Below are 12,454 nucleotides of genomic sequence, written 5' to 3' on the forward strand. Positions count from 1 at the left end.
GAGCGGGCTTGCTCGCGAAGGCGGCCGTGAGGCCGCGATAACTTTCCAGGGCGTTCGCATTTCGCGAACGCCCGTTGCCAACTGAAGGTTGGATTCATCAGGCATCAGTCCTCTAGCCTTGGCTCATATTCCAAGAACAAGAGGTACCCCGCGATGACTGCCCCCCTGAGTGCAATCAAAGTGATCGAGATCGGCACGCTGATCGCCGCGCCGTTCGCCGCGCGCATGCTGGCCGAGTTCGGCGCCGAGGTGATCAAGATCGAAGCCATGGGCCAGGGCGATCCCCTGCGAAAATGGCGCAAGCTGCACGAAGGCACCTCGCTGTGGTGGTACCTGCAGTCGCGCAACAAGAAGTCCCTGGCGCTGAACCTCAAATCCCCCGAAGGCATCGAACTGGTCAAGCAATTGGCAACCAGCGCCGATGTGCTGATCGAAAACCTGCGCCCCGGCGCCCTGGAGAAACTCGGCCTTGGCTGGGACGTGTTGCACGCCCTCAACCCCAACCTGACCCTGGTGCGGATTTCCGGTTACGGCCAGACCGGCCCGTACCGCGATCGTCCGGGTTTCGGTGCCATAGGCGAGGCCATGGGCGGCATCCGCTACACCACCGGCACCCCCGGTTCGCCGCCCGCGCGGGTCGGCGTGAGCCTCGGCGATTCCCTGGCTTCGCTGCATGCGGTGATCGGTGCGCTGATGTCATTGCTGCGGGTCAAGACCGGGCAGGGCGGCGGGCAGATCGTCGATGTGTCCCTGGCCGAAAGCGTGTTCAACGTCATGGAAAGTCTGGTGCCGGAATACGACATGCTCGGTCATGTGCGTGAACGCAGCGGCGGTGCCTTACCGGGGATCGCGCCGTCCAACACCTATTTGACCGCCGATGGCGCCTATGTGGTGATTGCCGGCAACAGCGATCCGATCTACAAGCGCCTGATGCACACCATCGGCCGCGCCGATCTGGCCGAGGCGCCTGAATTCGCCCACAACGACGGGCGTGCCGCCAAAAGCAACCAGCTCGACGCCGCCATCACCCACTGGACCAGCAGCCTGCCCATCGACGAGGTGCTGGCCGCGCTGGAAGCCGCCGAAGTCCCGGCCGGACGCATCTACTCAGTGGCCGACATCGTCGCCGATCCGCACTATCAGGCACGGGACATGCTGCTCAATGCCGAGCTGCCCGGTGGCGCCACGGTGAAAATGCCGGGCATCGTGCCGAAACTCTCCGAGACACCCGGCGGCGTGAACTGGTCCGGCCCCGGGCTGGGCCAGCACACCGACGGCATCCTCGCGCAGTTGGGCCTTACCGCGATGGACATCGAACGCCTGAAAGTCGAAGGAGTGGTGCAATGATCACCGATTATTCCGACAGCCTGATCGTGCAGGAAGTGTCCCCGCGCGACGGTTTGCAAATCGAGCCGACCTGGGTTGAAACCCACGACAAGATTGCCCTGATCGATCAATTGTCGCTGGCCGGATTCAGCCGCATCGAAGCCGGTTCGTTCGTGTCGCCCAAGGCCATTCCTGCGCTGCGCGATGGCGAGCTGGTGTTCAAGGGCATTACCCGGCAGCCGGGGGTGATCTACGTCGCCTTGATCCCCAACCTCAAGGGGGCGCAACGGGCGCTGGTGTGCAGTGCCGATGAGCTGAACCTGGTGATGTCCGCCAGCCAGACCCACAACCTGGCGAACATGCGCATGCGTTGTGAAGATTCATTGGCAGCGTTCGGCGAGATCGTGCGGTTCGTTGGCGAAAGCCCGGTGCGTCTCAATGGCAGCATCGCCACCACCTTCGGCTGCCCGTTCGAGGGCACGATCGATGAGGACCGCGTCCTGCAAATCGTCGAGGCCTATCAGGAACTCGGCATCCAGGGCATCACCCTCGCCGACACCACGGGCATGGCCAATCCGCGCCAGGTCGACCGACTGGTGCGTCGGGTGCTGCAGCGGGTGTCCCCGGCGGATTTGACCCTGCATTTCCACAACACCCGTGGCCTTGGTCTGTGCAATGTGCTGGCCGCCTACGAGGCCGGTGCCCGACGTTTCGACGCCGCATTGGGTGGCCTCGGCGGCTGCCCGTTTGCACCGGGAGCATCGGGCAACATCTGTACGGAAGATTTGGTGAACCTGTGCGATGAAGTCGGCATTCACACCGGTATCGATCTGCCGCTGCTGCTGAAACTGTCCCGAGGACTGCCGGCACTGCTCGGCCACGAAGTACCGGGGCAACTGGCCAAGGCCGGGCGCAATTGTGACCTGCACCCGGTGCCTTCCTGACCCCACCCCTAACCCTGTGGGAGCGGGCTTGCTCGCGAAAGCGGTCTGACATTCAACATAGATGGTGACTGACACGCCGTCTTCGCGAGCAAGCCCGCTCCCACAATAAAAAGCACCTCAACCAGACAACAAAAACAATCGGACACCCACGGGAAGTCCGCCTGGAGAACCGCAATGAGCCTGAATGCACTGGAGGCGGGCGCGAGCCCGTCCGTTAGCCACGACACCGAAAAAGCCCTGGTCAGCAAAGTCGCCTGGCGCCTGATGCCGCTGATCATGGTCTGCTACCTGTTCGCCTTTTTCGACCGTATCAACATCAGCTTCGCCAAGTTTCAACTGCAGGCCGACCTGAGCCTGAGCGATACCGCTTACGGCCTGGGTGCCGGGTTATTCGTGGTCGGTTACGTGATTTTCGAAGTGCCGAGCAACATGATGCTGTACAAGGTCGGCGCCCGGCGCTGGATCGCCCGGATCATGATGTCCTGGGGCCTGGCCACGGCGGCCATGGTGTTCGTCAACAGCGAATGGCAGTTCTACGTGCTGCGCTTCGTGATCGGCGCGATGGAGGCGGGATTCGCCCCGGGCGTGCTGTATTACCTGACCCTGTGGTTCCCGCAGCACTATCGCGGGCGCATCACCTCGATGCTGTTCCTGTCGTCGGCGTTCGCAGGCCTGGTGGGCGCGCCGTTCTCGGGCCTGGTGCTGCAACACCTCGACGGTGTGCTGCAAATGCGCGGCTGGCACTGGCTGTTCCTGCTCGGCGGCGTGCCGTGCATCGGCCTCGGTTTGCTGGTGCTGACCCTGCTCAAGGACCGCATCGAAGACGCCCATTGGCTGACGCCTTCGGAGAAGACCTTGCTGGCCAGCCGCATCGCCCAGCATGAGCCGCACAAGAGCGGTGGCTCGTTGCTCGCCGCACTGCGGATTCCGGGTTTCCTGACACTGGGGCTGATCTACTTCCTGATCCAGGTGGCGTCCTACGGCCTGAATTTCTGGGCGCCGCAACTGATCCGCAGTGCCGGCACCGAAAGTCCGGTGATGATCGGCCTGCTGACCGCCATCCCGTACATCTGCGGCGCCATCAGCATGGTGGTGATCGGACGCCTGTCCGATGCTTGCGGTGAGCGACGCAAGTTTGTCGCCGGTCTGGTGGCCGTCGGTGCAGTCGGGTTCTTCTGTGCGGGGATCTTCGCCAGCCACACGACCTTCCTGATCGTCGCGCTGGGCCTGCTCGGTGCCGGGATCATCGCCTCCATCCCGAGCTTCTGGACCCTGCCGCCGAAACTGCTGGCCGGTGCCGGCGCGGGTGCGGCGGGCGGGATTGCGGTGATCAACACCCTGGGCCAGTTCGGTGGCATCGTCAGCCCGGTGATGGTCGGCCGGATCAAGGACCTGACCGGCAGCACCACGCCAGCGCTGTATGTCATTGGTGTCTGTGCACTGATCGCGGTGGCGCTGTTGCTGTGGGGGTTGCCGCAGAAGTTGCGGACCCTCGACAAGGCCTGAAATCTACGTTGCCAGATAAACCGCTTTCGCGAGCAAGCCCGCTCCCACAGTGACCGCATATCCCCTGTGGGAGCGGGCTTGCTCGCGAAGACTGACTGACAGCCGACATTTGACTGTCGGTTGCCCCCTCAACCCACTGTCGCCAAGCCCTTGGCCGGCGCATCAAAAAACTGAATCAACACCACCCCGCCCATCAACAGCACCACCCCAAGCACCTTGGGCAAGGTGACCTGCCGCTCCACCAGGCCAAACCAGCCGAAGTGATCCAGCAACAAAGACGCCACCACTTGCCCCGCCAGCGCCAATGCCATGAACCCCGCGGCACCGAGCCTGGGCAGCAGCACCAATGCCAGGGAAATGAAGCACACCCCAAAAGCGCCACCCGCCCACATCCACAGCGGCGCCTTGCTGATAAATGCCAGTGATGGCAACGGCAAGCGCATCACAACGATGATCGGCAACAGCACGATAACGCTCACCAGCAACGAGGCGAGCGTCGCCCACAACGGATGGCCCAACCCGCGCCCGAGGTTGACGTTGATCGCGCTCTGAAACGGCACCACCGCCCCGGCAATCATTGCCAGCACCACCAGGCCGGCCCAATGCAACGTACTCATGATCGTTCTCCAACAGGTTTTGCTGGACTCTAGGGTATTCGTCACGCAGATTTAAATTCCGTTTTGTTATTCAGAACATGCAGCAGATGAATGATCTTCGACGCATCGACCTCAACCTGCTGGTGGTCCTCGACGCTTTGCTCACCGAGCAACACGTGACCCGGGCGGCCGAGCGTTTGCATTTGAGCCAGCCTGCGGTCAGTCATGCGCTGGCGCGATTGCGCGACCTGCTCGGCGATCCGCTATTGGTGCGCGCCGGCTCCGGCCTTGTACCGACGCCGCGGGCGCTGGAACTGGTGGCACCGCTGGCCGAAATCCTGGCCCAGGTGCAAGCGCTGCTGGCGCCGAACGCGTTTGATCCGGCTACCGCCAGGCGCACCTTCCGCCTGGCGATGTCCGACTATGGCGCCGCCATTGTCCTGCCGGGCCTGATCCGGACGTTGCGCCGCGATGCGCCGGGCATCGACCTGCAAATCAGCCATGGCAGCCGGGAAAGCATGCTCGACGGCGTGCTCAACGGTGATATTGACGTCGCCATCGGTGTGTTCCCGGAAATGCCCAACGAATTGCGCAGCACGCCGCTGTTCGAAGAGCACTACGCCTGCCTGGTGGACCGCAGAAGCCTGCCCGCCGACGGTGTGCTCGACCTGCCCACCTACCTGGCTCGACCCCATGTGCTGCTGGAAATGCGCGGCAGCGGCACCCCGGAAATCGAGCGGGCGCTGACGGCATTGCGTGAACGTCGTCGTGTGGCAGTCAGCCTGCCGCACTGGAGCGTGGCCCCGGAATGCATCAGCGGTACTGATCTTATTCTGACGGTGGCCTCGCGTGGTCTGCGCGATATTGATGAACAGTCGTTGATCGTCGTGCCGCCACCCTTTGATATTCCGTCGTTCACCTTTGTGTTGGCGTGGCATAAACGGCGGGGCGCAGACCAAGCGTTGAACTGGCTGAATGAGCGGATTGGTGCAGGTGCAGACGGGGTTTGTTTTCGGGGGGGATGATTCGCTGTAATCACCAATGGATGGGGGGAAGGCGTCGAGTGTGGAAGATCCTGAGCACTTGCAGACGACCTTGGCGAACTCGATACGGAATCAGATAGGGGAGGTCGGGCAAAATCCATTCACGAGTACCGGGCAATCGACCTTCCCGGCCTGTCGCCGGAAAGCGCGCAAGGTGATCGACACTGGCGAGAATGGCTTGTACGAAATCTGCTGCTGCCTTTGGATTCTCTATCGCAATGTAAGCGGCTTCTTCATCAAGGTTCTTGAGTGCAGTACGCAGCCACTCAACGCGCATTGCTTACCCACTTATCAGCAATCGCACTGACCTCGTCTGACGAGGCGAAGTCGCCGGCATCGGCTTCTTTCAGCGCTTTCTGAATTTCTTCGATTTGCCATGCTTCCCTCGCGAGATACTCGCGCAAGGCATCGACTGCGAGGAACGACTTGCTGCGGCCAGTGGCCTTGGAAAGACTGGCGAGGGTATCGGCAATTTCGTCTGGCAGGCGCAAGGACATGGTGGACATGGCGGTCTCGATGTAGTGGTTTGTAATACAACATACTACAGTGTCATGCAGGGTGGAGGCCGCCCCGTTCGTCTGTCGTAACAAATGGTCTTGCGGTGGTGTTGAATCTTTCCATCTGTCGCGTGCAGATTCAGGCGTTTTCGCTGCCAACCTCATAGCTGAAACCTGCGTCGCACCTGAAAACCTCAAAGGTCTTTAACCCCATGCTCACAGGCCTCAACCACCTGACCTTCTCCGTCACCGACCTGAACCGCAGCGTGGCGTTCTACCAGAACCTCCTGCAACTGCACCTCGAAGCCACCTGGGATACCGGCGCCTACCTGTCGCTGCCAAGGTTGTGGTTGTGTCTCTCCCTCGACCCGCTACGCCATTGCGAGCCCGCCGCCGACTACACCCATTACGCTTTCAGCCTCGATGCAGCGGATTTTCCGCGTTTCGTCGAGCGCCTGCGATCCGCCCGGGTGCAGGAGTGGCGCGACAACCGCAGCGAGGGCGCATCGTTCTACTTCCTCGACCCGGATGGCCACAAGCTGGAAGCCCATGTGGGTGATCTGGCGTCGCGCCTGACGGCCTGCCGGCAGCGGCCGTATGCGGGGATGAAGTTCTTCGACGATCTGTAAGTCGATGTTGCGGGACCTGATATAGACTGGCCACCATTCACCCAGCAGTACAAAAGGACGCCCCATGACCCCATCGCTACTAATGGCCGTGCTTGCCTCGGGATTTATCTACGGCATCACCCCGGGACCGGGCGTGCTGGCGGTGTTCGGCATTGGCGCAGCCCATGGGCGACGGGCCGGGGCGGGGTTTCTGTGCGGGCATTTACTCGGCGATGTGGTGTGGTGCAGCACGGCGTTGATCGCGATTGTCGGTGCGCGGGAGATCGGCAGTACCGCGTTCGACGTGCTGGGTGTGCTCAGCGGCCTGTACCTGTTCTGGCTCGGCTGGCGTGCGGTGCGCGCCCGGCGCAGCAATGGCGATGCGCCACAGGGTCCGGCGCGGCAGCCGTTCTGGCATGGCATTCTGTTCGGCCTGACCAATCCCAAGGCTTATCCGGTGGCTGTGGCGACATTCACGGCGCTGTTGTCGAGTCGCGCGGAACTGCTCCACTGGTCAATGCTGCCAGCACTGATCGGCCTGAGCTTTGTCGGTGGATTGCTCGCCTACGCTATTCTCATTGGCATCGTGGGGGCACGGCGGGTGCGCACCTTGTATCAACGCCATGAACTGGCGATCACCCGGTTGTGCGGGGTAATGTTCATCGGCTTTGCCATCAACGCGCTGGTCCATGCGTTGCCGGGGCTGATGCCGAACAAGGCTTGAATGTGATCACAAGGAAGCAAGGCCGACCGGGCAGGGATGATTGATGAGCGCTGCATTATCGGGACACCCACGCTGAACCATGGAAAACCGGAACTCCGCGCCACTGGCGAGCTATATCGATCTGTTGCTGGACGCCGTTTGTGCGGTGGACAAGCAAGGCCGCTTCGTCTTTGTCAGTGCGGCGTGCGAGCGCATTTTCGGCTACAGCGCCGATGAAATGATCGGTCAATTGATGATCGACATGGTGCACCCCGCAGATCGCTTGCGTACCCTTGATGCCGCCCGGGAAATCATGGGCGGCGAGCCCAAGCTCAACTTCGAAAACCGCTACCTGCGCAAGGATGGCCGGGTGGTGCACATCCTCTGGTCGGCACGTTGGTCCGAGGTCGACCAGTTGCGCATTGCCGTGGCGCGCGACATCACCGAACGCAAGCAGGCCGAATCCCGGCAGGCCGCGTTGTATGCGATATCCGAAGCGGCCCACGCGGCGGAGGATCTGCTGGCGTTGTTCAGGCGCATCCACATGATCATCGGCGAGTGGCTGCCGGCGCTGAATTTTTCCGTGGCGCTGTACGACGAGCACTGTGCGCAGCTGAATTTCCCTTATCACGTCGATGACCAGGAGTCACAGCCCGAACTGCCCGGGACCATGACCGGGCGGGTGTGCACCGAAGTGATCCGCACGGGGCAGCCGATCCTTTTGACCCCGAACCCGTGCACGCCGCCTGCCGGCTTCGAAGCGCTGATGACCGGGCAGAACGCACCCTGCTGGCTGGGTGTGCCGCTGAACTCGCAGAACGGCACCATCGGCGCGTTGATCGTCAAAAGCGTTCCGGGCGGCGAGCGCTACACCGAGCAGGACAAGGAGTTGCTGCAGTACGTCTGTGCCCAGGTCGCGACGGCCATCGAGCGCAAGCAGTTGCACGCCCGCCTGCAACATTTGGCCCAGTACGACCAACTGACTCAGCTACCCAACCGTGAACTGTTGCGCGACCGCCTCAAGGCGTCACTGCAATTGGCCCGCATGGACGGCGGGCGCATGGCCCTGTTGTACGTCGACCTCGACCGCTTCAAGCAAGTCAATGACACCCATGGCCATGCGGTCGGCGACATGCTGCTGCAAGCGGTGGCCAACCGGCTCAAGGGCTGTGTGCGGGAAACCGACACCGTGGCCCGCATTGGCGGTGATGAATTCGTGGTGTTGCTGCACAGTATTCATGCCGCAGACGATACCGACATCGTGGTCGGAAAAATCCGTCAGGTCCTGGCCCGGCCCCTGCGTCTGGACGGGCACAACCTGAGCATCCATCCAAGCATCGGCGTCGCCCGATATCCCGAACACGGCACTGAAGAGAAGCAATTATTCCGGCATGCCGACGAGGCGATGTACTGCACCAAACGTGAGCATCACCTGCGAATGGTCTGATAGTCCGTACACCGTTCGTCGTGCTGTCCACGCATTTTTCTAAACCTTTTGCGACGCGCAAATTCAGATTCTATGCGGGCGCCAGCTCGCCGCGACTATCACCAAGAGGAAGAGAATCATGCCTAATTCAAGAAACTCGAACTCGGGAAACTTCGCCAACGATCGAACGAAGGCGTCTGAAGCCGGTCGCAAGGGTGGGAAAACCACCACGACGACTGTCGATAAAGAACCTGCGAAACCCGACATGGGCCGCAAACCCGGACAGAAATCCAAGTAATGGATGCAGGTGGTTTTGATTGAGAAGCGGGGGCGCAAGCTCCCGTTTGAATTTGAAAAAGGAGGGCGCGACCATGAAACGGATGGCCACCCGATTATGTAATGCCAGTATTGCCACATTACTGGGCCTGTTTGCCAGCAACGCCTTCGCCCAGTCTCCTGCTGAATTCATCGACGATGCGTCGGCCCAGGGCATGGCCGACATCGAGGCCAGTCGCCTGGCACACCAGAAGTCCGAGTCCAAAGAGGTCAAGGACTACACCATCGTTGTCATCAACGACCGCACCACGGCGAACCAGCACCTGGCGAAAATCGCCAGACAACTGGATTTACCGGTAGCGCCGCGCGAAGAAATTGTCGAAAAGGCCAAAGCCCTGATGCCACAAGTCATGGACGGGGCAACCTTCGATGAGGCCTATACGGCCAGCCAGGTGAAGACCACGCAGCAAGCCATCGAACGGTTGCAGCAGGAAGCGCAGACCACCGACGTGCCGCAAATCAAGGCGTTCGCCGAAGAAACCCTGCCCAAATTGCAAAATCATCTGCAAATGGCCAAGGCCCTGCAAGCCAGAAGCTGATCATCAGCAATTATTCAGATTTTGCTGACCTTTTTCCTGGACGACGGTGCCGTCCAGGTCAATGGTCAGGCCTTCGCCGAGGCTGCGGTAGTGCTTTCTCAGTTTCTCCAGCTCCTTGAGGTCCAGCGCTTCAAGCCCGAGCATCGCGTTCTGCGCCTCTTTCGTCACCCTAAGCAACTCATCGACCTTCAAATGCAAAATGTCCGTGTCACGGTTTTGTGTGTTCTGGATCAGGAACACCATCAGGAACGTGATGATGGTGGTCGAGGTATTGATGATCAGCTGCCACGTATCGTTGACATCAAAAATCGGCCCGCTCAGCCCCCACAGAAAGATCAGAGTGATCGCTCCCAGGAACGTCTTGGGGCTACCGGCCCAGAGGGCGAGTTTCTGCGCGATTTTTGCGAACTTCATGACCGTGTTCCTTATTGGGAGGACGCCTGAATTAGTGACAGCGATGGTGGGATGAAAATTCGGCTGGAGTTGCAACCCATTGACGCAGGGGAGTGGGCAAGATCTGATTTCTCGGTGGGAATCTTCCTTTGTGTAGGTTTGTGTCTAGTATCAATGGCAGTCAATTTGCCAGCATGTGTTCATACGGATCGAAACCGAAAAAGAGGGTACTCATGGAATTCTTCGAAAAGTTAGCAAGTCTCGCTGCCAAAGTTCGTTTGCAGAGCTCTGCCATTCAAACGGAGGAAGCGACCAAGAATGCTTTTGTCATGCCCTTTATCAGCACGGTACTGGGCTACGACGTTTTCGATCCGACGGAAGTGACACCTGAATTCGTTTGCGATATTGGAACGAAAAAAGGCGAGAAAATTGACTACGCAATCATGAAGGCTGGTGAGGTTCAGATCCTCATTGAGTGCAAAAAAATTGGTGAGCCGCTGCACATCAATCACGCCTCCCAGCTGTTCCGCTACTTCCATGTCACCAGCGCTCGAATCTCCATTCTCACCAATGGTCAGGTCTATAAATTTTTCACTGACCTGGACGCACCCAACAAAATGGACGAGAAGCCATTTCTCGAACTCGACCTGCTGGATATCGACGAGTATTCCGTCCCAGAACTGGTGAAACTCACCAAATCTGCATTCGATGTGGAGTCAATCATCAGCGCAGCAGGTGAGTTGAAGTACGTCAGCCAAATCAAAAAGGTGATTGCATCCCAGGTCAGCAAGCCTGACGACGATTTTGTGAAAGTGTTTGCTTCACGGGTTTACGACGGAGTGATTACTCAAAAGGTCCGCGAGCAGTTCCATGAGCTGACGAGAAAGGCTGTGGTGCAGTTTCTCAATGACCAAATCAATGACAGGCTAAAGTCGGCTATGAGTGGCGCCATCCAGCCTGCGCTGGCCTCTTTACCAGTCGCTACTGGTGACACTGAACAGGCAGATGTTCGAGATGAGTCAGAGGACAAGGTTCTGACGACATTGGAAGAACTGGAGGGCTATCACATCGTCCGGGCCGTGGTTCGGTCGGTTGTTGATGCCAAGCGGATTGTTCAGCGCGACACACAGAGTTACTTTGGCATCCTGCTCGACGACAACAACCGTAAACCGATCTGCCGACTGCACTTCAACCGATCGCAGAAATACATCGGCATATTTGACGAAGAGAAGAATGAAACCCGGCATGCAATCAATTCCGTCGATGACATTTACGAGTACTCGGATCATTTGAAGACAACTGTCGGGTATTACGATTAAGGTCCGTATCAAGTAAAAAAACCGGCTAATCACGCTGGTTTTTTTTTGAAACGCTTAGCGAAGATTCCCACCAAAAGTGGAATGGAGCAGAGTTTGTCAGTCGAGGTATTGTAGCGATCCGGTTGCTGGCCTCGGTCAAGACAACGCACCAACAGGAGAACGCAATGAGTTGGTCCGCCAAACAGTACGTCGCTTTTGAAGATGAACGCACCCGTCCCGCCCGTGACCTGCTGGCGGCCATCCCCGCCGGGGATGTGCGTTCGGCCATCGATATCGGTTGTGGCCCCGGTAACTCCACCGAGTTGCTGGTCGAGCGTTTTGCCAACGCTACGGTCCGAGGCCTGGACAGTTCGACCGACATGATCGAGGCCGCACGCAAGCGCTTGCCGCAGGTGCAGTTCGACATCGCCGACATCGACACCTGGAACGACGCAGGCCCCTTCGATGTGATTTTCGCCAACGCTGTATTGCAGTGGGTTCCGGATCACGCAAGCCTGCTGCCGTCGCTGGTGGGCAAGCTTGCGCCCGGAGGCAGCCTGGCCGTCCAGATGCCTGACAACCTCAATGAGCACTCGCACCGCTTGATGCGTGAAGTCGCCGCTGATGGTCCATGGGTCGGCAAACTGGCAGGCGCAGCCGGGCAGCGGACCGAGATGGCCGATGCCAGTGGTTATTACTCGATCCTCAAGGCCTGTTGCTCACGCGTCGATGTGTGGCGCACCACTTACCATCATCCGCTCGCAGGCGGCGCGTCTGGCGTGGTGGAGTGGTTCAAGGGCAGTGGCTTGCGGCCGTTTCTCGAACCGCTGGACGAGGCGGAACGGGCGCAGTATCTGAAGCAATACCAGGCGGCTATCGAGCGGGCGTATCCGGCCTTGGCCGATGGGGCGGTGCTGTTGCCGTTCCCGCGACTGTTTATCGTCGCGACCCGCTGATGCGAAAAAGGGACAGTTGATGCGCGTCACCTGTCTCTTTTACCGCTTGGAACAATCACGGCAGTTTGTTTTTTTCGAGCGTCGGGCGCTCAAGTATTCAAAAGCAAACGAGGCAAAGCCGAACAACCCGATCAATGAAATGATCATGATTCCCAACTCTGAATTGTGCATGTCGATCTCGGGGCGATGGATGAGCCGGGAGAATAAGGGATCTATTTCCGGGCTCAACGCCGCGCTACGGTTTCTTTATTCGCGTGCCGGGATCTATACGCAAAAGATACGC

The 12,454-nt window shown here is 59.6% G+C and carries 15 protein-coding genes; 11 read left to right on the top strand and 4 right to left on the bottom strand.

Annotated features, from left to right (window positions below; genetic code table 11):
* Positions 1-153: 153 nt before the first annotated feature.
* From AC3WN7_RS13130 to AC3WN7_RS13140, 3 genes are all read left to right on the top strand, one after another.
* Complete coding sequence (locus AC3WN7_RS13130; protein ID WP_095966243.1) at positions 154-1,347, top strand: CaiB/BaiF CoA transferase family protein; 1,194 nt, start codon at positions 154-156, stop codon at positions 1,345-1,347.
* Entirely contained in the window at positions 1,344-2,270 is a 927-nt protein-coding gene (locus tag AC3WN7_RS13135; protein WP_102675303.1) for a hydroxymethylglutaryl-CoA lyase, read from the top strand. Before AC3WN7_RS13130 ends, AC3WN7_RS13135 begins: the two co-directional genes overlap by 4 nt.
* A 174-nt stretch (positions 2,271-2,444) precedes the next feature.
* The gene (locus tag AC3WN7_RS13140; protein WP_095966245.1) at positions 2,445-3,776 is read left to right on the top strand and encodes an MFS transporter; all 1,332 of its coding nucleotides are present in this window, start codon (positions 2,445-2,447) and stop codon (positions 3,774-3,776) included.
* A 128-nt stretch (positions 3,777-3,904) separates the two neighbouring features.
* Here the strand turns inward: AC3WN7_RS13140 and AC3WN7_RS13145 are convergent, their stop codons facing one another.
* Positions 3,905-4,393, bottom strand: a complete 489-nt coding sequence (locus AC3WN7_RS13145) for a DMT family transporter (RefSeq protein WP_102675304.1) — start codon at positions 4,391-4,393, stop codon at positions 3,905-3,907.
* A gap of 77 nt (positions 4,394-4,470) precedes the next feature.
* On the opposite strand from AC3WN7_RS13145, the gene AC3WN7_RS13150 reads away from it, so the two are divergent.
* A complete protein-coding gene (locus AC3WN7_RS13150; RefSeq protein WP_095966247.1) occupies positions 4,471-5,397 on the top strand; it encodes a LysR family transcriptional regulator in 927 nt (308 codons plus the stop codon).
* Positions 5,398-5,407: 10 nt separating this feature from the next.
* Here the strand turns inward: AC3WN7_RS13150 and AC3WN7_RS13155 are convergent, their stop codons facing one another.
* Positions 5,408-5,692: a type II toxin-antitoxin system RelE/ParE family toxin gene (locus AC3WN7_RS13155; RefSeq protein WP_102675305.1), complete on the bottom strand. Its 285-nt coding sequence runs from the start codon at positions 5,690-5,692 to the stop codon at positions 5,408-5,410.
* The gene (locus AC3WN7_RS13160) at positions 5,682-5,921 is read right to left on the bottom strand and encodes a CopG family ribbon-helix-helix protein (RefSeq protein WP_095966249.1); all 240 of its coding nucleotides are present in this window, start codon (positions 5,919-5,921) and stop codon (positions 5,682-5,684) included. Before AC3WN7_RS13160 ends, AC3WN7_RS13155 begins: the two co-directional genes overlap by 11 nt.
* Before the next feature lie 203 nt (positions 5,922-6,124).
* On the opposite strand from AC3WN7_RS13160, the gene fos reads away from it, so the two are divergent.
* The 5 genes from fos (at position 6,125) to AC3WN7_RS13185 (ending at position 9,524) form a co-directional block, all read left to right on the top strand.
* On the top strand, positions 6,125-6,541 hold the full coding sequence (fos, locus tag AC3WN7_RS13165; protein WP_102675306.1) for a fosfomycin resistance glutathione transferase: 417 nt from the start codon (positions 6,125-6,127) through the stop codon (positions 6,539-6,541).
* Between the two features lie 64 nt (positions 6,542-6,605).
* A complete protein-coding gene (locus AC3WN7_RS13170; protein ID WP_095966251.1) occupies positions 6,606-7,244 on the top strand; it encodes a LysE family translocator in 639 nt (212 codons plus the stop codon).
* 79 nt (positions 7,245-7,323) lie between these two features.
* Positions 7,324-8,670, top strand: coding sequence for a sensor domain-containing protein (locus AC3WN7_RS13175; protein ID WP_102675307.1), 1,347 nt, complete (start codon positions 7,324-7,326; stop codon positions 8,668-8,670).
* Positions 8,671-8,788: 118 nt separating this feature from the next.
* Positions 8,789-8,947 carry a KGG domain-containing protein gene (locus AC3WN7_RS13180; RefSeq protein WP_007976786.1) on the top strand — a complete coding sequence of 53 codons (159 nt, stop codon included), beginning with the start codon at positions 8,789-8,791 and terminating at the stop codon, positions 8,945-8,947.
* A gap of 73 nt (positions 8,948-9,020) precedes the next feature.
* On the top strand, positions 9,021-9,524 hold the full coding sequence (locus AC3WN7_RS13185) for a DUF4142 domain-containing protein (protein ID WP_095966253.1): 504 nt from the start codon (positions 9,021-9,023) through the stop codon (positions 9,522-9,524).
* Between the two features lie 3 nt (positions 9,525-9,527).
* On the opposite strand, the gene AC3WN7_RS13190 is transcribed toward AC3WN7_RS13185, so the two are convergent.
* Positions 9,528-9,938, bottom strand: a complete 411-nt coding sequence (locus tag AC3WN7_RS13190) for a low affinity iron permease family protein (protein ID WP_102675308.1) — start codon at positions 9,936-9,938, stop codon at positions 9,528-9,530.
* A gap of 212 nt (positions 9,939-10,150) precedes the next feature.
* On the opposite strand from AC3WN7_RS13190, the gene AC3WN7_RS13195 reads away from it, so the two are divergent.
* Both AC3WN7_RS13195 and tam read left to right on the top strand, forming a co-directional pair.
* Positions 10,151-11,236, top strand: coding sequence for a type I restriction endonuclease (locus tag AC3WN7_RS13195; RefSeq protein WP_102675309.1), 1,086 nt, complete (start codon positions 10,151-10,153; stop codon positions 11,234-11,236).
* 164 nt (positions 11,237-11,400) lie between these two features.
* Positions 11,401-12,171, top strand: a complete 771-nt coding sequence (tam, locus tag AC3WN7_RS13200; RefSeq protein WP_095966255.1) for a trans-aconitate 2-methyltransferase — start codon at positions 11,401-11,403, stop codon at positions 12,169-12,171.
* Positions 12,172-12,454 lie beyond the last annotated feature (283 nt).

It is taken from the genome of Pseudomonas sp. FW305-70 (assembly GCF_058783925.1).